Raw genomic sequence first — 18,929 nt, 5'->3', positions numbered from 1 at the left:
TCCGATGGTGATCCGCCGGCTACCCGCGGCCCCGGCCGGCGCACATGATCGGTCCGTGACCATCCGCCGGGACCTCGCCGCCATGCTGACCACCACCTTCGTGAGCTGGCTCGGGCAGCGCACGACCGCCGTCGCGCTGCCCCTGGTCGCGCTCGCCGAGACCGGGTCCGCCTGGACCACCGGACTGGTCGGCGGCGCGGTCGGGCTGCCCATGCTCACCTCCGCCTGGTGGGCGCGCGGCCTGCGGCAGCGGCTGACCACCGGGCGGGCCCTCGCCGGCGTGCTCGCGATCCAGGTGCTCGGCCTGCTCGTCATCCCGGTCGGGGCGGCGGTCGGCACCGTCGGCCCCCTCCACCTCACCGCCACCGGGCTGGTCACCGGCGTCGCCACCACGCTCGGCGGACCGGGACAGCGGGCCCTGCTGGCCGACCTCTGCGACGGCGTCGCCACCGGTCTCGCCACCCGGATGCTGGCCTGGCAGGACTTCGCGCACCGCAGCACCATGGTCCTGGCGCCCCCGCTGGCCGGCTGGGCGGTCACCGCCGGTGGACCGTTCCGGCTGCTCTGGGCGGAGGCGGCCGGCGTCGCCCTCGGCGCCGCCCTGCTGCTGACCGTACGCGGCGCCGCCGCGCCCCGGGCCGGCGAACGTGCCGCCGGCGCCCCCGCGATCCGGCACGTGCTGGCCCGGCACCCCGAGGTACGCCGCGCGCTGGCCATGACCGGCGTCGGCGGCCTCACCTGGTTCGCCTTCACCCTCGGACTGGCCATCCTCGGCGCCGAGACGGGCCGGCCCGGGCTGCTCGTCTCGGCCGGCATGACCGGCTACGGCGCCGGCTCGCTCGGCGGTGCGCTGCTCGCCCCGGTGCTCGTACCCCGGCTGCCGCCGCTGGCCACCATGGCGACCGGCTGGATCCTCCTCGGCGCGACCTTCGCCGCGCTGCCCGCCGTCACCGCGTCGCTCCCGCTCATCGCGGTCCTGGCCGCGGTCGGTGGCTTCGCCATGCCGCTCGGAATCGGCGCGCTCAACCGGCTGATCACCACCTGCACCGAGGGCCCGGACCGGCGGGCCGCCTTCGCCGCGGAGAGCCTGGTGCACGACGGCGCCGTCTCGATCGGCCTGCTCGCCGGCGGTGCGGTCATCGGCCTCGCGGGCGCCGGTCCGACGCTGGTCGTCGCGGGCGCCGCCCAGGTCGCCGTCGGGTTCCTCGCCGGCCCCTGGCTGCTGCGACTTCCGGTGACGGCACCCGCCCAGCTCCACACCCGATCCCTCGATCCGGTCTGCAACACAAGGTAGGCCGGCGAAGCGGAACGTCATGGCAGCCGATTCCCTGGACCGCGCGGGGTCCGCCCGAGAGCGGCCCCGGCCGGTAGGCTGCGCGCGATGACCCGCCCTCCGCTCGACCTCGTCTCCGCCGACGTGCCGGCGGACGCGCTGACCCACAACCCGCTCAACGGGGTGACCGGCGGCATCTGGCGGACCCGCCGGGACGGACGGCCGGCGGTGCTCAAGCTGATCACGCCGCCCGGCGGCGACGCCGGCCCGGCGCACTGGGCGGCGAGCGCCGAACCGGGACACTGGAACTACTGGCGGCGCGAGGTCGAGGCGTACCGCAGCGGGCTGGCCACCACCGCCTGGGCGAGCGCCGGCCTGGCCGGGCCGGCCGTGCTCGCGGTCGAGGAACGGCCGGACGGCCCGGTCGCGCTGTGGCTGGCCGAAGCGGACGGACAGCCCGGGACCGACGGCACGGTGGGCGACTTCGCCGAGTTGGCCCGCCGGCTTGGCGTCGCGCACGCCGACTGGCTGGGCCGGACCGGCGAGCTGTCCCGCTACGACTGGCTGGCCCGGGACTGGCTGCGCGACTACACGTTGAGCCGGCCGGTGACCGAGCCGGTGGCCTGGGACCATCCCGCCGCCGTGGCGGCCTGGCCCACACCGCTCCGGGCCGCGCTGCGCCGGCTCTGGGAGCGGCGGCGGGAGCTGCTGGCGGCCACGGACCGGCTTCCCCGTACCCTCTGCCACCACGACGTCTGGCCGACGAACCTGGTGCTGAGCGACGGCGGTCCGGTCCTGCTGGACTGGTCCTTCGTCGGGCCGGGGCCGATCGGTGAGGACGCCGCGAACCTCGTACTGGAACCTTCTTCGACGGTCTGGTCGACGTCGCGCTCCTGCCCGAGGTCGCCGACGCGGTGCTCGCCGGCTACGTCGAGGGGCTGCGCGGCGCGGTCGATCCGGTGCTGGTGGCCCGTGCGGTCCGGCTCACCGGCGCGGCCAAGTACTTCTGGCTCGCGCCCATGATGCTCAACCGGGCCGGCGGCGCCACCGGCCAGACCTACGACCGGCGCGACGAGGCGGCCATGTTCGCCGGCCGTCGCCCGGTCCTGGAACTCCTCGCCCGGTGGGCGGCCACCCCGGTCGACTGACCGGTCGCTCAGGTCAGGTCGAACAGCGCGGCGGCGTTGCCCCAGCAGACCGCCCGCAGCCAGTCGTCGCCCAGGTCGAGCCGGGCCAGCCCGTCGAGCTGCTCGGCGTACGGGTAGGGGATGTTCGGGAAGTCGCTGCCGAGCAGCACCTTGCCGGCCAGTCCCAGCTCCCGCAGCCGCGGCAGCTCCGCCGTGGGGAACGGCATGAACCGGTCGAAGAACGAGGTGAACGCCATCGTCGTGTCCAGCCGCACGTGCCGGTGGCGCTCGGCCAGGTCGAGGAAGGCCGCGTAGTCGGGCGCACCCAGGTGCGCCACCACCGCGGTCAGCCCGGGGTGCCGGGCGAGCAGCGCGGCGAACGACTCCGGTCCGGTGTGCGCGGTGCCGACCGGCGCGTGCCCGGCGTGCACCACCACCGGCACGCCGGCCTCGGCCAGCAGCCCCCACACGGCGTCCAGCGCCGGGTCGGTCGGCGCGAAGCCGCCCACCTGGACGTGCACCTTGAACACCCGGGCGCCGGCCGCGAGGGCGTCCGCCACGTAGCGCACGGCCGCCGGCTCGGGGAAGAAGGTCGCCGAGGGCAGGCAACCGGGGGTACGCGCGGCGAAGTCCAGCGTCCACCCGTTCAGCGACTCGGCCATGCCGGGCCGGTGCGGGTACGCCAGCGCGGTGAACGCCCGCACGCCGAGCCGGCGCAGGTGCGCCACCCGGGCCTCGTCGTCCCACCGGTACCGGATCGGCCACTCGGTGCCGACCAGCGGCCCGGCCGCGTCGAAGTACGCCCACACCTTGCGCAGCATGCGGGGCGGCAGGAAGTGGGTGTGCACGTCGGCGAGCCCGGGCAACCCCAGCCGTCGCCAGAACTCCGGCACCGCCGCGTCCTCGGCCGGCGGCCGGGTGTGGTCCGCCGGCCCCTCGCCGCCCTCGATCAGGTCCGTCACACCTCAATGTTGAAGCGGTGCAGCACCGAGGGCGCGACCAGCCCCACGGCGGCGAGCACGGCGAGCACGGTGAGCGCCGCGCGCAGCACGATCGTCTCGGCCTTGCTCCCGGTGCGCAGCGCGATGCCGTTGGGCAGCCCGACCATCGTCCACATCCGCCGCCTGATCGGGATGGGCCAGAGGATCGGCACCCCAGCCTTGGTGATCATGTCGCCCAGGATGTGCACGAAGCAGCCCACCCCGACGGCCAGGCCGATCATCGGGTAACCACGGTCGCCGGGCAGGTTGGCGAAGGTGAACCAGGCCGCCGCCGCCGACAACAGGGTGACGACCACCCAGCCGGCCCGCTCGGCCCACTCGTCGAAGAGCCCGCGCAGCGCCAGACCGATCATGAAGAAGAGGATGCTGACCACCGCCCACTTGCCGTACGCGGCGCAGAGCGCGGTGGTGCCCCAGCCGACCAGCAGGGTGAACGGGAGGGTGTGGGTCAGCGTCCGGTGCCCGTTGTTGCGGCGCGGGTCCTTGCTGAGCTTGGTCGCGTAGTAGACGCCCAGCGAGATCTTCTCCATCACCTCGGCGATGAAGAGGCTGAACACGCCGAAGGTCCGGGCCACGGTGGCGCCGCCCTGGTTGCGGGTCACCTTGCCGGAGAGGTCGAGGTCGGGGAAGAGGGCCCCGCCCGCGCAGACCGCGGTGCCGACCGCCAGCGCCAGCGGCGTCTGGTGGTAGTCGGCGAACTGGTCCAGCGCCCAGGAGCCGGTCAGCCACACCGCCGCGCCGGACAGCGCGTGGGACGGTCCCATCATCTCGGCTCGCCCTCCCCAGAGATCTTGATCGACAAAACTACGCCACTGTAGTTAGCCATCGGGTCGCGGGGCATCACCCGGACGGTCCACTGGGGAAGGGGCATGTCGGTCCGGCCGCCCGGCCGACATCTGTTGCGCGTCAGCGCGGCTCAGCTCGCGGCGCCGGCCAGTAGATTTCCGTCCGGGATGGCGATGGCGGATCGGCCGCCGGCCAGCAGCCCGGTCGACCGGCGGGCCTGGAACGCGCCGTGCTCGCGGCGGGCCGTGGCGTAGCTGCCGGCGGTGCGGGCGGCGATGGCCGACCAGGCGTAGCGCTCGGCGACCATGCTGCGGGCCCGGCGTGCCACCCGGCGGGCGAAGACCTCGTCGCCGAGCAGCCGGTCGACCGCGCCGGCCAGCGCGTCCGGGTCGCCGTGCGGGAAGGTCACCCCGGTCACCCCCGCCTCGACGATCTCGGCCAGGCCGCCGGTCCGCGCCACCGCGAGGGGCGCCCCGGCCGCGGCCGCCTCCAGGGCGATCATGCCGAACGGCTCGTAGAGGCTGGGGATCACCGTCGCGTCGGTGGCGGCGAGGACGGCCGGGAGCTGGGTGGCGTCCAGGAAGCCGGCGAACCGGACGGTGTCGCCGAGGTGCAACCGGTGCACCTGGTCGACCAGCTCGTCCCGGTACGGGCCGTCGCCGGCGATCACCACACGCAGGCCCGGGTGCCGGTCCCGCAGGTACGGCACGGCGTGCACCAGGTGCTGCACGCCCTTCTCGTAGACCAGGCGGCCGGCGTACCCGACCAGCGGGCCGGCCCCGGCGAAGCGGGCCCGGGCGGCGGAGACCGCGCGGGGGCGGGCGTGCCAGGCCCGGTCGTCCACCCCGTTGGGCACCACGTCGATCCGCGCGGCCGGCACGTCGAACAGCCGCGCCACCTGGTCGCGCATGTATCCCGAGCAGGCGATCACCCGGGCCGAGGCGTTGCTCAACCAGTGCTCGACGCCGTGGATGGTGCGGTTCATCTCCGCCGGCAGCCAGCCCTGGTGCCGGCCCGCCTCGGTGGCGTGGATGGTGGTGACCAGGGGCAGGTCCAGGTGCTCGGCCAGGGTGACCGCCGTGTGCGCGACCAGCCAGTCGTGCGCGTGGACGACGTCGTACGCGCCGGACTCGGCGGCGCGCAGCGCGGTCCGGGTGAGGGTGTGGTTGAAGGCCATGGTCCAGGCCAGCAGCGAGTCGGTGGCGAGCGGGAACCGGACCGGGTCCTCGGCGGCCCGCAGGATGCGCACGCCCTCGGCGTACTCCTCCAGGGGAGCGCCCTCGGCGTGCCGGGTGACGACGGTGACCTCGTGGCCGGCGGCGGCCAGCGCGACGGAGAGCGCGTGCACGTGGCGGCCGAGGCCACCGACGAGCACGGGTGGGTACTCCCAGGACAGGATGAGCACCCGCTGGTGCCGGGCGGGCTGGATGTCGATCACTTCGGCGTCAGCGGACATGCGGCCCCCTTTGAGTTGTGGTTCCCGCACCGCCCGACGGCACCGCGGCGGGCGCGTCGTGGGGTCGCACCCCATCCTGCCCAGCGGTCGATAACCAGCGGAGACGCGCCGGTTGCCGGTCTGTAACGGGTTACCCGCGCGGCCGCCGGACGCGCAGCAGCTCGGCCACCGACCACGCCTGGAACGGGCAGCCGGTGGCGGCGTGCGGGGCGAGCCCGTCGGCCGTCTCGCTCACCGAGCCCAGGCCGTACTCGCTCAGGTGCCCCTCCAGCCCCACCAGCAGGTCGTCGGTGGGCAGGCCGGCCCGGCGGTACGCGTCGACGAACGGCCCGATCAGCCACGGCCAGACCGTGCCCTGGTGGTAGCCGGAGTCCCGCTCGGCCGGGCCGCCCCGGTGCCGGCCGACGAAGCCGGGGGAGTCGGGGGAGAGGCTGCGCGGCCCCAACGGGGTGAACAGCCCCTCGGTGACCCGGCGCAGGGTGGCCTCGTCCGGTTCGAGCGGCGCGTACGGCAGCGACCAGGCGAGCAGCTGGTTGGGGCGGAGCAGGTCGTCGTCGTGGTGCGGCGCCCCGCCGAGCGGGTACGCGGGCGCCGGCCCGTCCACCACGTCGTGCAGCCAGCCGGCCGGCGTGGGGAAGCGCTCCCGGAACGCGGCGGCGGCCCCCGCGTGCCGGCCCCGGAGCTCGGTGGCGTCCTGCCCGGCCAGCTCGGTCAGCTCGGCGAGCCCGGCCAGCCCGTTCACCCAGAGCGCGTTGACCTCGACCGGCTTGCCGGTGCGCGGGGTGACCGGCACCCCGTAGACCCGGGCGTCCATCCAGGTGAGCGCGACGTCCGGCGGGCCGCCCTGGGTGAGCAGCCCGTCCGCCGGGTCGACGCCGATGCCGTAGCGGGTGCCCGCGACGTGCGCCGCCACCACGCCGTGCAGCGCGGGCAGCAGCTCCGCGCCGAGGTCGGTGTCGCCGGTGACGGTGACGTGCCGGCTCACCGCGTGCAGGAACCACAGCGTCGCGTCGACCGTGTTGTGCTCCACCCGCCCGGTGTCGGCGGTGTTGGCGAGCATCCCCTCGGACAGCGTGGCCGCGTACGCCCGCAGCAGCTCCCGCCCCTCCTCGCCCCGGCCGGTGCGGAGGAAGAGCCCCTCGTAGGAGGTCATGGTGTCCCGCGACCAGGCCCCGAACCAGGGGTAGCCGGCCACCACGTCCGGGCCGGTGGCGGTGCGCACCACGAACGCGTCGGCGGCCAGCGCGAGGGTCCCGTCGACGTCGTCGTCCGGCTTCGCCGCGGCCACCACCGCCCGGTGGCGCCGGCGGGCCGCCTCGACCAGCGCGGTCGCCGGCGGCGGCTCCTCGGCCAGGTCGTCCGCCCAGGCCAGCACGGACACCTCGGCGCCCGGCTCGTCGAGGGCGCCGGAGAACCGGCCCGCGTACCAGAGGTCCTCGTCGGGGTGCAGCCCGCGTGCGGCCTCCTCCCGGTGGTGCGCGCCGAGCCACCACCGCCCCTCCGGGGTCCAGTCCGGCCCGGCCAGCCGGAACGCGCCCTCCACCACCGCGCCGCCGGCCACCTGCTCCAGCCGCGGGGTCGGGCCGTCCGCCCGCCGCTCGCCGTGCGCGTCCCGCCACGTGCAGGCCGCGGCCAGGTCCAGCCGGACCGGGCCACCGGAGATCAACCGGTGCACCACCGCCACGCAGGACCGGCCGTACGCCATGGCGATCTCCCGCTCGATCACCACGTCGCCGACCCGCCAGCGCCAGCGGGGCACCCCGTCGGTGAGGTCGAAGCGCTCCAGCAGCTCGAAGCCGCGCGGGTCGACCACTCCCGAGGACCACTCGTGGGCGCCGAGCCGGGCCTGCTGCCCGGACGGCAGGGTCACCGCGGGGTCGAGGCTGACCAGCCCCACCTTGCGGACGGCGGGCCGCTCGCCGGCCACCACGAGCAGCCCGTGGTAGCGCCGGGTGCGCAGCCCGGCGACCGTGCCCATGGCGTAGCCGCCGCGCCCGTCGGTGACCAGCCACTCCCGGGTCGACGAGGCGGAGAGGTCCCCGCAGACCTGCGGACCGAAGCGAATGTCGATCAACTTTCCTCCACCACCGGCGAGATGACGAATGCCACGACGACAATGGCCCCTGTGGTGGAGTACCCCGGGGGCGTCGAAGATGTGCAGGTGATCACCGACCGCCCGATTTCCGCGACCCCCGACCCCGAGCGGCACCGGCTCGCCCAGGCCGACGCCGGGGAGCAGGACTGGCGCGCATGGGGTCCCTATCTGTCCGAGCGGGCGTGGGGGACGGTACGGGAGGACTACAGCGAACACGGCACGGCGTGGGACTACTTCCCCCACGATCACGCGCGGTCCCGAGCCTACCGGTGGAACGAGGACGGCATGGCGGGCGTCTGCGACGACCGGCAGACGTTCTGCTTCGCCCTCGCCCTGTGGAACGGGCGGGACCCGATCCTCAAGGAGCGGATGTTCGGCCTCGGCGGCGACGGCGGCAACCACGGGGAGGACGTGAAGGAGTACTGGTGGTACGAGGACTCCACGCCCACCCACTCGTGGATGCGCTGGCGCTACCACTACCCGCAGGCCGCCTTCCCCTACGACGAGCTGGTCGCGGTGAACGCGCTGCGCGGCCGGGACGACACGGAATACGAGCTGGTCGACACGGGGATCTTCGACGACGACCGCTACTGGGCGGTCACGGTCGACTACGCCAAGGCGTCCCCGACCGACCTGTGCGTCCTGATCACGGTGGCCAACCGGGGGGACACCGACGAGACCCTGCACGTGCTGCCCACCCTCTGGTTCCGCAACACCTGGGCGTGGGGGCTGCCCGGCGGCGACCGGGTGCCCCGGCTCGTGGGCGACGGCGCCCGGCTGGTCGGCGAGCACCGGGTGCTCGGCCAGCTCCTGCTGGAGGGCGACGGCGCGCCCACGCCGCTGCTCTGCGACAACGACACCAACGCCGAGCGGCTCTGGGGGCTGCCGGGGCGGTCGGCGTATCCGAAGGACGGGATCAACGACCACGTGGTGGCCGGGGCGGACACCGTCAACCCGGACCGGGAGGGGACCAAGGGCGCGCTGCACTACGTGCTCGACGTGCCGGCCGGCGGGCAGCGGCAGATCCGGCTGCGGCTGACCCGCACCGCCCCGCCCCCGGCCAGCATCCCGCCGCCCCCGGCCGACCTCGGCGACGGGTTCGACACGGTGCTCTGGGCCCGGCGCGCCGAGGCGAACCGGTTCTTCGACAGCGTCATCCCGGCCGCCGCCACCACGGACGAGGCGCTGGTGGCCCGGCAGGCCATCGCCGGGCTGATGTGGGGCAAGCAGTTCTACCACTTCGACGTCCAGCGCTGGCTGGACGGCGATCCCGGCTCCACGCCGCCGCCGGCCGGCCGCCGGCACGGGCGCAACAGCGCCTGGTGGCACATGAACAGCTTCGACGTCATCTCCATGCCGGACCCCTGGGAGTACCCCTGGTACGCGGCCTGGGACCTGGCCTTCCACTGCGTCACCATCGCCCGGGTCGACCCCGGCTTCGCCAAGGAGCAGCTGCTGCTCCTGCTCCGCGAGTGGTACCTGCACCCGAACGGGCAGATCCCGGCGTACGAGTGGGCGTTCGGCGACGTAAACCCGCCGGTGCACGCCTGGGCGGCGCTCAAGGTGTTCGAGATCGACGGCTCCCGGGACCACGAGTTCCTCGCCCGGGTGATGCACAAGCTGCTGCTCAACTTCACCTGGTGGGTCAACCGGAAGGACACCGGCGGCAACAACGTGTTCGAGGGCGGTTTCCTCGGGCTGGACAACGTCGGCCCGTTCGACCGCTCGGCCGCGCTGCCGGTGGCCGGGGTGCTGGAGCAGTCCGACGGCACCGGCTGGATGGCCATGTATGCGCTCAACCTGCTCGACATGGCCATCGTGCTGGCCGAGCACGACCGGGCGTACGTGGACACCGCGACGAAGTTCTTCGAGCACTTCGCGTACATCGCCGCGGCCGCGTACGACCAGGGGCTCTGGGACGACGAGGACGCGTTCTTCTACGACGTGCTGCGGCAGGCCGACGGCACGAAGGTGCCGCTGAAGGTCCGCTCGGTGGTCGGGCTGCTGCCGCTCGCGGCGGTCACCCGGCTCACCGCGCGCACGCTGCACCGGCTGCCCGAGCTGGGCGCCCGGCTGCGCTGGTTCCTCACCAACCGCCCCGAGTACGCCGAGGTGATCGGCGCCCGCCGGCTCGGCCCGGACGGCCGGCAGCAGCGGCTGCTCTCCATGGTCGGCCCGGACCAGGTGGTGCGCCTGCTCGCCCGGATGCTCGACACCGACGAGTTCCTCTCCGAGTACGGGCTGCGCACGCTCTCCCGCGCCCACCTGGACAAGCCGTTCACGGTCACCCTCGGCGGCCAGGAGTTCAGCGTCGGCTACGAGCCGGCCGAGTCGACCAGCGGCCTGTTCGGCGGCAACTCCAACTGGCGCGGCCCGATCTGGATGCCGACCAACTTCCTGCTGATCAGCGCGCTGCGCGACTACGCCGCCTTCTTCGGCGACGACCTCCAGGTGGAATATCCGACCCGGTCCGGGGTGAAGCGCACCCTCGACGAGATCGCCGACGACCTGTCGGCCCGGCTGATCTCGCTGTTCACCCGGGACGGCTGGGGCCGCCGGCCGATCTACGGTGCGGCCCAGCTCTTCCAGACCCACCCGGACTGGCGGGACCTGATCTGCTTCCCCGAGTACTTCCACGGCGACAACGGCGCCGGCCTCGGCGCCTGGCACCAGACCGGCTGGACGGCCCTGGTCGCCGACCTGATCCTCACGCTGCGCCGCTGACGGTGGGGCGCGACGGTACCGCCGCGCCCCACCGCACTCAGGGTGCCGTTGTTCGCGACTGCGGGGCTCGCAAACCCGGCTCGCTCCTCGCGCTCACGGCAGCGGGAGGAACGCCACCCGGGCGTGGTACTCGCCGGCCACCGTGACGGTGTCGCTGCCGACCCAGAGACCCCGGTCGGTGGCGTACAGCTCGGCGGTGCCGACGCCCCGGTCCTTGGTCGGGTTCCAGGCCAGCGCCTTGCCGGTGGTCGGGTGGATCGCCCCGATCCCCGGCCGGGACACCGCGCCCGCCCCGGCCGAGTTGCGCCCGTACGGGTTGTCCAGCCAGCGCTGGTGGCCGCCGACGTAGACCGCCGTCCCCGTGATCGCCACCGAGAGCAGGGTGTCGCCGCCGGTGTAGTTCGCCCAGGTCGGCTGCTTGCCGGCGGTCTCCGTGCCGAACTCGAAGCGGGAGGCCGTGTCGCAGAGCGTGCCCGGGAACGCGGCGCCGGTGGTGACCGCCACGAACCAGGTGCCGTCCGGGGAGATGTCCACCCCGCGCAGGTAGGTGGGCATGGACGCGGCGCACTGCGGCTGGTAGCGCAGCGTCGACCAGCCGGAGAGCGCCGCACCGGCGTCGCTCAGGTTCGCCACCGCGAGCTGGTGGCGCGCCACGCCGGCGACCGAGCTGAAGTTGCCCACGAAGACCAGCCGCCGGCCGTCGGCGGAGACGTCCAGCGCCTCGATCTTCACCGGGGCGGTGGCGCCGCTGCTGGTCTTCCGGGGCCCCTCGATCCGCAGGTTCACCGAGGCGTCGGCAGCGCCGGTGGTGGCGTTCAACGCGGCCAGGGCGCGACGGGTCACCCCGCCGACGGTCTGGAACGCCCCGCCGACGATCAGCCGGTTGCCGACCAGCCGCATGTCGTTGACCTGGTTGTTGAGCGCGGGCGGGGCGAACCCGGCGACCCGGGCGCCGGTGGCCGCGTCGACCCGGGCCACCCGCGGCGCGGCCACGCCGTTGACCGTGGTGAACGCGCCGCCGATATAGAGCGAGCGGCCGTCCGGCGCGGCGGCGAGCGCCTTCACCGTGCCGTTGACCACCGGCCGGAAGGTGGTGTCGATCCGGCCGGTGGTGGCGTCGAGGGCCACCAGCCGCGGCATCGCCAGCTGGGCGGTCTGCCCGGCGTTGCGGACCTTGGTGAACGAGCCGGCCAGGTACACCCGGTTGCCGATCTGGAGGATCCGGTACACGGTGCCGTCGAGCGCGTGCGGCGTCCAGTCCACCGGGTTGGTGCCGACCACCGTGGTGTGCGTGGCGTTGACCGCGAGGGCCGGCGAGGGGGGAAGCGCGCCGCCGGCGGCGGCGAGCGCGGCCACCACTGCGGTGGCCGCCCTCCGGCGACGCCGGCGCCGGGCCGGTGTCGCGCGTGGATGATCGCGTGAGGTCGTCATCGCCGAAGCATCCCGCCCGACCCGGGTACGCGCAGTCGGGTTCCCGCCGCCCGTCGCACGGCGTTCGGCCAGTCCGGACGGTCCGTCCGTCCGCCTCCGATGATCTTGTCGGCCGGTCCTGGCCGGCGTGCCCGAAACCGGGCTGCCGGGAGCGGCCGCGGGCAGTACCGTGTCCCGGTCCGGCACACGGGAGGAGTTTGCGATGCCACAGCGCCGGGAGGCCGCGGTGCTGGTCTTCGACGCCGACGACACGCTCTGGGAGAACAACGTCCTCTTCGAGCGGGTGATCGACGACTTCCTCACCTGGCTGGATCATCCGACGCTTGACCGGGTCGAGATTCGGGCGGTGCTCGACGACATCGAGCGGGCCAACGCGGTCGCGCACGGCTACGGCAGCAAGGTCTTCCTGCGCAGCCTGGGGGAGTGCCTGGAGAAGCTGCGGGCGCGCCCGGCCACCGACCGGGAGCGCGCCGAGATCGACGACCTGGCGGCGGCGCTGGTCGGCCACCAGGTCGAGCTGATGCCCGGCGTGGCGGAGACCCTCGACGACCTGGCCACCCGGCACGAGCTCCTGCTGCTCACCAAGGGGGAGCGCGAGGAGCAGCAGCGCAAGCTCGACGCCTGCGGGCTGCTGCACCACTTCCGCGCCGCGCACATCGTGCCGGAGAAGGACGTCGACACCTACCGCTGGCTGGCCCGGGAGCACGCCTTCGACCCGACCACCGCCTGGATGGTCGGCAACTCCCCGCGCTCGGACATCCTGCCGGCCCGGGCCGCCGGCCTGAACGCGGTCTTCATCCCGAACGAGAACACCTGGGTGCTGGAGCACGACGAGCTGGACCCGTCCGACCCGGGGGTGATCCGGCTGGCCGCCTTTCCCGACCTGGTCCGGCACTTCTGATCCGACCGGTAACGTCCCAGGCGTGCCGCTGACCTTCCCGTCGCACCTGGCGCCGGTGCTGCCACTGAAGCTCTGGCGGCCGCACTGGTTCGACGGCGTGGCGCTGGCCACCGGCGCGGTCGCGCCGGACGTGGGCTACCTGTTCACCGGCACCGGGCTCGCCCCGGGGCTGCGCACGCACACCCTCGGCGGGCTGCTCTGGTGGTGCCTGCCGGTCGCCCTCGGCTACGCCTGGATCGTCCGCCGGGTGATCGCCGGGATCGCCGTGCACCTGCCGGGCCAGCGGCTGTTCGGCTGGCCCGACCACGCCGCCCTGGCCGGGGTCCGCCACCCCTGGCAGGTCACCGTCTGTTCGGCGCTGATCGGCGCGTTCAGTCATGTGGCCTGGGACCGGATCACCCACAGCGACCGGTGGCCGCGCCTGCTCGGCATCGCCGACTTCCACGCCCTGACCGGGCTCTACTGGTGGCAGGTGGCCGACGTGACGGGCACCCTGGGCGGCGGGTTGCTGGTGGCCATGCTGGCGGTGCGCGCCGCCCACCGGCGTGAGATCTTCGACGGTGTCCGGCCGCCGGCGCCGCCGGCCCGTCCGGGCGTGTTCTGGGCGGTGGCCCTGGCGGTCACCGGGCTCGGGGCGCTGCTCCTGCCGGGCCTGCCGGCGGCCACCGTCCCGGCGCCGGCCGGGGTGCGCCTGCTGCACCTCGCGGCGGTCGCGCTGATCGCCGGGGCGACCGCCGCCGGGGCCCTGACCCCGCCCCTGCGGGAGGCCGGGCGCAGTCGTCGCCTCGAACACAAACAGCGCTGGTCCGCCTGACCCTGTTACGCCGACATGCCGTATTTCAACGTTGGTATCAATCACATTCTCCCGGGGCCGCCGAACCTTGTCCGACCTGCGAGAAGCTGCCTAACCTGAGCCCGCGCCCACGACTCTTCGGGGTGAGTCGGGGGCGCGCCGAAGTCCGGTAGTTGGGCACCGTGGAGCTGAGTGCAGGCGGGCCGGCTCGCCGTGTTGAGCCCGGCGTTGGCGGCGTGCCACGCCTGCCGCGCTCGCGACGGCGGAGACCGCTACCACGCCGGACGGCTGGGGGTCAGGACCGGGGAGTTGCGGACCCGGTCCTGACCCGTCCGGCCACCTCCCGTCAGGCGCCCGCCCCGTGCGAGGATCCTCCGCGTGAAGCCGACGAGGGCCGCCCGGTTGACCACCCTGCCCGCGCCTACGGCGCAGGTCGTCGTCGTCACCGGGGAGGGCTGGCGCACCACCCACGCCACCCTCGAGACGTACGAGCGCGTCGGCGACGACTGGCGGTCGGCCCTGCCCCCGCTGCCGGCCCGGATCGGCGCCGACGGCTTCAGCGACCGGCACGTCGAGGGCGTCCCCACCACCCCGACCGGCGTCTACGCCATCGGCCCCACCGTCTACGGCATCGCCGCGGACCCGGGCGTGCGCCACCCCTACCACCGGTTGGCCGTCGACGACTGGTGGAACGCCGAGCCGGAGTCCCCGCGCTACAACAGCTTCCAGCGCTCCGCCGAGCCGCTGGGCGGCCAGAGCGAGGCGCTGTGGCGGGAGGATCCGGCGTACACCCACTTCGCGGTGATCACCTACAACATGCCGCCGACCGTCCCGGCCCCGGTGCCGCACGCCGGCAGCGGCATCTTCCTGCACGAGTTCAGCCGTGCCGGGGGCAACCCCACGGCCGGCTGCGTGAGCCTGTCCCACGAGCACCTGGTCGCCGTGCTCACCTGGCTCGACCCCGAGGCGGCGCCGCACATCGTGCTCAGCCCCGCCGAGCGGCTCGACCGCTACTGACCCCCCTGCCCCCACGAGCCAGCCAGGACCGCATCCCCATGGACACGATCAGCACCGGCCAGCCGCCCGCCGACAACGCCGCCAGCACCTGCTACCGGCACCCCAAGCGGGAGACGCTGCTGCGCTGCACCCGCTGCGACCGCCACATCTGCCCCGACTGCATGCGCGAGGCGCCGGTCGGCCACCGCTGCCCGGAGTGCGTCCGGTCGGACAACCGGACCATCCGTCAGGCCCGCACGGTCTTCGGCGGCCGGCTGGTGGCCCGCCCGCTGGTGACGTACGCGCTGGTCGCCCTCATCGTGCTGGCCTACCTGGTCGAGCTGGTCCACCCGGCCGTCCTCGACCAGTTCGACAGCCTCGGCACCGGGCTGGTCGACGACGCCGGCCAGCGCTACGTCGACGACGGTGTCGCCCGCCCCGGGTACGAGCCGATCGGGGTCGCGCACGGCGAGTGGTACCGCCTGATCACCTCGTCGTTCCTGCACCTGCTGCCCACCCAGGGCGCCCTCGGCTTCCTGCACATCGCGTTCAACCTGTGGTGGCTCTGGGAGCTCGGCCGGGTGATCGAGGAGCGGCTGGGGCACGCCCGGTACCTCGCCGTCTACCTGCTCTCCGCGCTGGGCGGCGGGGTCCTGGGCTTCCTGATCTCCCCGCACCAGGCGGCGGTCGGCGCCTCCGGCGCGGTCTACGGCCTGGCCGGCTGCTACGTCGTGCTCACCCGGCGACTGCACCACCACCCGATCGACCCGCAGCGGGTGCTCATCCCGTTCGTGATCTGGATGGTGCTCTCCGCCGGCTGGACCTCGTGGGAGGGGCACCTGGGCGGCCTGCTGGTCGGCGGCCTGGTCGGGGTCGGGCTCGCGTACGCCCCGGCCCGGCGGCGGACCGCCGTGCAGGTGGCGGTCACCGTGGCCGTCGCCGTGCTGCTCGTCGCGCTGGTCGTGGTGAAGTCGCTCGCCCTCGCCGGCTGAACCGCCGCGCAGCGGCGCCAGGGCGGACGAACGGCTCTGGTGGAGGGCGACCGGCCGGCGCGACACTGGGCCATGACACCTCAGCGCGTACCACTGCTCGCCAGCCTGGTCGTGCTGCTCGCGGCGGCCTGCACGACGACCGACCACGACGGCGCGGCCGCCCCGACCGCGACGGCGCCGGCACCCGTCGCGACCGCCGCCGCGACCACGCCCGCCGCCACCCCGACCGCACCCAGCAGCGGGACGCCCGCCGAGGGCGCCTGGCGGGTGACCTACGGCTGGGCGGTGCCCGCCACGCCGGCCCGGGTGACCCACCAGGTCCGGGTGCCGGTCATCCCGGCGCCGGGGGAGCCGCTGCCCGTCCTCGTCGAAGTGCGGGTCGGGGACCACCCGGCCGAGGGGTTCAGCCGGATCACCTTCGCCTTCCGCGGCCCGACCCCGTCCTATCAGGTCGGCTACGTTCCGCAGGTGTGGACCGAGGGTCGCGGCGCGCCCGTCGAGCTGCCCGGCACGGCCTACCTGTCGGTCCGGTTCGATCCGGCACAGGCGCACGACGCGCGCGGGGCCGGCACGGCCGACGTGCCGCCGTCGCGGATCGGCTACCCCACCCTGCGCGGCTGGGCGGCGGCCGGCGACTTCGAGGGGCACCTCAGCTTCGGCCTCGGGCTCCGGCCGCCGGCCGGGGGGACGCTGCCGGTGCGGCTGGGCGAGGCCATCCGCCCCGACGGCACCCACGTCGTCGCGGTCGACGTGCGACGCGGCTGACCGGCACGCGCCTCGACCGCGCCGACCGGACGGCCGGCGCGGTCGGGCGCGGGTGCGTCAGGAGACCTCGCCGCGGACGATGGCCACCGCGACGCGGCAGAACTCGTCCATGTCCGGGTTGAAGCCGGCGGCGATGTCCGGGTGCAACCCGGCGCGGGTCTCGTCGAGCAGCCGACGGCAGACCTCCTCCACGGGCTCACCCGCGTAGCTGGCGCGGACCCGGTCGGCGGCCGCCTGCAGGGCCGAGGTCAGCTGATCCTCCAGCGGGCCGCGCAGCTTCTGCTGCACAGGGTCGAGCCCGCTCGGATCGAGCGTGACATGTGGCTCCGACATCGGCGCTCCCTTCGTCGGCGACCGCGGTACCCCACCGCGGTCGTCGGTCAAACCATCCTCGGTACGGCCGCCACCCGGACCTGGTACGAGAAGTCCTCCGCGGGCTCCTCGACGTAGGACAACCGGCGGATCTGCCGGTCGTCGGACCAGAGGGCGACGTCGACCAGCACCCCGAGGTGGGCCAGGCCGATGTTCGCCACCCGCTTCTTGTCCTGGAGCACCGCGCAGACCCCGCCCACCAGCGTGCTGGCGTCGGAGGTGCGGTGCCCCGGCGGGCAGCGCAAGGTCACGTCCACCTCGATCGGACCGGTGAGCGGAGTCCACCCCGTGCGCTGGGCCGCCGTGCAGGCGGCCTGGAGCAGGGCGCGGACCCTCGTCGCCTGCCGGTGCCCGGCGGCGAAGATGGACAGGGCCTCGGTCTTGACCGGGGGCAGGCCGCTCACCTCGAACGTCAGGGCGAGAGCGCGGGTGTCCTGCACGACGGCACCTCCTCGTGGGAATCCTGCCCAACCGGTGGGACCGCAGAAGGAGGTTCGCGCGAGAACCAACCGATCGGACGGGCTGGGGTCGGCCGGAGGCGTATCGACTTCGACGGCGACGCGCTGGCTGCGGAGCTAGGCAAACGCTAGTCGACCGGGCGCACGCTGGGTAGTCTCGCCGTTCACTGAGTGGGACGGGGGCCGGCCGGTCCCGGCACTCGCGTCGAGCGCCGGCGCGTCCCGCTCCCGCGCCGGGGCGCGGCCCGGTGATCCGCCGCACGGCGGCTGTCGTATCCGTCTCGTGACCGTCAGGTTTCGCAGCGTCGCAGCCAGGGCACTGTCTGCCGCACGAAACGTCCCGGGGCCGCGGGCGACCGGCCGGCGTCCCGACCGTCTCGCCGTGCGCCGGGGCACGGGTGATCTCCCCGGCTCTTCGCCGAAGAGAGGGGGAGGGCGATGACGACAGACCCCGAGACGGCCGCGCGGCGGCGGCCAGCCCGGCGTGCGGCGGCGGCAGCCGCCGCACTCGCGTTGGTGGCCCCGCTGGCCGCCTGCGGATCCGGCGGCGAGGGCGGGCCGCCCACCATCAACCTGTACTACCCGCCCGAGCAGAACCTGCAGAAGGTGGTCGACGACTGCAACGCGCAGGCCCAGGGGCGTTACCGGATCGTCTACCGGGTGCTGCCGCGGCAGGCCGACGACCAGCGGGTGCAGTTGGTGCGGCGGCTCGCGGCGCAGGACAGCGGGATGGACGTGCTCGGCCTCGACGTCACCTGGACGCAGGAGTTCGCCAGCGCCGAGTGGATCCGGGAGTGGACCGGCCAGGACAAGGCCGAGGCGGAGCAGGGCACGCTCGCCGGCCCGCTGGACACCGCCCGCTACGAGGACAGGCTCTACGCGGCGCCGAAGAACACCAACGTGCAGCTTCTGTGGTACCGCAGCGACCTGGTCCAGGAGCCGCCGAAGAGCTGGGACGAGATGATCTCCGCCGCCCAGCAGCTCAAGCAGCAGGGGAAGCCGTACCAGGTGCTCACCATGGGCGCCCAGTACGAGGGCCTGGTCGTCCTGTACAACACCCTGGCCGAGAGCGCCGGCGGAAAGATCCTCAGCGACGACGGCAAGCAGGCCGTGATGGACGCCGGCACCGTGCGGGCGCTCGACCAGCTCAAGAAGTTCGCCACCTCGGGCGTGACCTCGCCGTCGTTCAGCAACGCCACCGAGGACCCGGTCCGGCTGGAGTTCCAGTCCGGCGGCGGCGCCTTCGAGGTCAACTGGCCCTTCGTCTACCCGGCGATGCAGGAGGCGGCCCCGGACCTGGCGAAGAAGGTCAAGTGGGCGCGGATGCCGGGCATCGACGCGAACACCCCGAGCAAGGTCACCATCGGCGGGGTCAACATGGCGGTCAGCACGTACTCGAAGCACCCGACGGAGTCCTTCGAGGCGGCGAAGTGCATCCGCAGCGTCGAGCACCAGAAGTTCTCGGCGGTCAACGACGGGGTGCCGCCCACCATCGAGTCGGTCTACGCCGACCCGGAGATGGACAAGGCGTACCCGATGAAGGAGGCCATCCTGGAGGAGCTGAAGGCGCCGGCGGTCCGGCCGCTCACCCCGGCGTACCAGAGCATCTCCACGGTCATGTCGGCGATCCTGTCGCCGCCGTCGGCCATCCGGCCCGAGCAGACCGCGAACGAGCTGCGCGACGCCATCGCCGACGCCCTGGAGTCGAAGGGGGTCCTGCCGTGAGCGCGAGGAGTGAGCCGATCCTGCGAGCCCCGCA

Annotated in this window: 17 protein-coding genes; 10 read left to right on the top strand and 7 right to left on the bottom strand. The window is 74.2% G+C overall.

Annotated features, from left to right (window positions below):
- The first annotated feature begins 55 nt into the window (after positions 1-55).
- The 3 genes from ABZV78_RS17240 (at position 56) to ABZV78_RS17230 (ending at position 2,421) form a co-directional block, all read left to right on the top strand.
- Positions 56-1,294 (top strand): MFS transporter, encoded by a 1,239-nt coding sequence (locus ABZV78_RS17240; protein WP_355639593.1) that lies wholly within the window; start codon positions 56-58, stop codon positions 1,292-1,294.
- An 87-nt stretch (positions 1,295-1,381) separates the two neighbouring features.
- Entirely contained in the window at positions 1,382-2,296 is a 915-nt protein-coding gene (locus ABZV78_RS17235; protein WP_355639591.1) for a phosphotransferase, read from the top strand.
- A complete protein-coding gene (locus ABZV78_RS17230; RefSeq protein WP_355639589.1) occupies positions 2,293-2,421 on the top strand; it encodes a hypothetical protein in 129 nt (42 codons plus the stop codon). The genes ABZV78_RS17235 and ABZV78_RS17230 overlap by 4 nt, the downstream gene beginning before the upstream one ends.
- 8 nt (positions 2,422-2,429) lie before the next feature.
- Here ABZV78_RS17230 and ABZV78_RS17225 read toward each other — a convergent pair whose 3' ends face one another.
- From ABZV78_RS17225 to ABZV78_RS17210, 4 genes are all read right to left on the bottom strand, one after another.
- A complete protein-coding gene (locus ABZV78_RS17225) occupies positions 2,430-3,353 on the bottom strand; it encodes an amidohydrolase family protein (RefSeq protein WP_355639616.1) in 924 nt (307 codons plus the stop codon).
- A gap of 5 nt (positions 3,354-3,358) precedes the next feature.
- Positions 3,359-4,168, bottom strand: coding sequence for a metal-dependent hydrolase (locus ABZV78_RS17220; protein WP_355639587.1), 810 nt, complete (start codon positions 4,166-4,168; stop codon positions 3,359-3,361).
- A gap of 149 nt (positions 4,169-4,317) precedes the next feature.
- Positions 4,318-5,643: a glycosyltransferase family 4 protein gene (locus ABZV78_RS17215; protein ID WP_355639585.1), complete on the bottom strand. Its 1,326-nt coding sequence runs from the start codon at positions 5,641-5,643 to the stop codon at positions 4,318-4,320.
- A 130-nt stretch (positions 5,644-5,773) separates the two neighbouring features.
- Complete coding sequence (locus ABZV78_RS17210) at positions 5,774-7,717, bottom strand: amylo-alpha-1,6-glucosidase (RefSeq protein ID WP_355639583.1); 1,944 nt, start codon at positions 7,715-7,717, stop codon at positions 5,774-5,776.
- Between the two features lie 42 nt (positions 7,718-7,759).
- Here ABZV78_RS17210 and ABZV78_RS17205 point away from each other — a divergent pair, with 42 nt between their 5' ends.
- On the top strand, positions 7,760-10,462 hold the full coding sequence (locus tag ABZV78_RS17205) for a glucosidase (protein ID WP_355639614.1): 2,703 nt from the start codon (positions 7,760-7,762) through the stop codon (positions 10,460-10,462).
- 93 nt (positions 10,463-10,555) lie between these two features.
- On the opposite strand, the gene ABZV78_RS17200 is transcribed toward ABZV78_RS17205, so the two are convergent.
- Positions 10,556-11,893, bottom strand: coding sequence for a hypothetical protein (locus tag ABZV78_RS17200; RefSeq protein ID WP_355639582.1), 1,338 nt, complete (start codon positions 11,891-11,893; stop codon positions 10,556-10,558).
- Between the two features lie 202 nt (positions 11,894-12,095).
- On the opposite strand from ABZV78_RS17200, the gene ABZV78_RS17195 reads away from it, so the two are divergent.
- The 5 genes from ABZV78_RS17195 to ABZV78_RS17175 all read left to right on the top strand — a co-directional run bounded on the left by ABZV78_RS17195 (position 12,096) and on the right by ABZV78_RS17175 (position 16,340).
- Positions 12,096-12,794 (top strand): HAD family hydrolase, encoded by a 699-nt coding sequence (locus ABZV78_RS17195; protein ID WP_355639580.1) that lies wholly within the window; start codon positions 12,096-12,098, stop codon positions 12,792-12,794.
- 22 nt (positions 12,795-12,816) lie between these two features.
- The gene (locus ABZV78_RS17190) at positions 12,817-13,608 is read left to right on the top strand and encodes a DUF4184 family protein (protein WP_355639578.1); all 792 of its coding nucleotides are present in this window, start codon (positions 12,817-12,819) and stop codon (positions 13,606-13,608) included.
- Between the two features lie 357 nt (positions 13,609-13,965).
- A complete protein-coding gene (locus tag ABZV78_RS17185; RefSeq protein WP_355639576.1) occupies positions 13,966-14,604 on the top strand; it encodes a L,D-transpeptidase family protein in 639 nt (212 codons plus the stop codon).
- A gap of 38 nt (positions 14,605-14,642) precedes the next feature.
- On the top strand, positions 14,643-15,575 hold the full coding sequence (locus ABZV78_RS17180; RefSeq protein ID WP_355639574.1) for a rhomboid family intramembrane serine protease: 933 nt from the start codon (positions 14,643-14,645) through the stop codon (positions 15,573-15,575).
- 72 nt (positions 15,576-15,647) lie between these two features.
- Positions 15,648-16,340, top strand: a complete 693-nt coding sequence (locus tag ABZV78_RS17175; RefSeq protein ID WP_355639572.1) for a hypothetical protein — start codon at positions 15,648-15,650, stop codon at positions 16,338-16,340.
- A gap of 57 nt (positions 16,341-16,397) precedes the next feature.
- Here the strand turns inward: ABZV78_RS17175 and ABZV78_RS17170 are convergent, their stop codons facing one another.
- Positions 16,398-16,673: a hypothetical protein gene (locus ABZV78_RS17170; RefSeq protein ID WP_355639570.1), complete on the bottom strand. Its 276-nt coding sequence runs from the start codon at positions 16,671-16,673 to the stop codon at positions 16,398-16,400.
- Positions 16,674-16,720: 47 nt separating this feature from the next.
- Complete coding sequence (locus tag ABZV78_RS17165) at positions 16,721-17,152, bottom strand: hypothetical protein (protein WP_355639569.1); 432 nt, start codon at positions 17,150-17,152, stop codon at positions 16,721-16,723.
- 456 nt (positions 17,153-17,608) lie between these two features.
- Between ABZV78_RS17165 and ABZV78_RS17160 the strand changes: the two genes are divergently transcribed.
- Positions 17,609-18,895, top strand: a complete 1,287-nt coding sequence (locus ABZV78_RS17160; RefSeq protein WP_355639567.1) for an ABC transporter substrate-binding protein — start codon at positions 17,609-17,611, stop codon at positions 18,893-18,895.
- Positions 18,896-18,929: the final 34 nt, after the last annotated feature.

The sequence above is a fragment of the Micromonospora sp. NPDC004540 genome (assembly GCF_040610095.1).
Classification (GTDB): Bacteria; Actinomycetota; Actinomycetes; order Mycobacteriales; family Micromonosporaceae; genus Micromonospora.
This window is presented reverse-complemented; position numbering and strand designations above follow the sequence as displayed.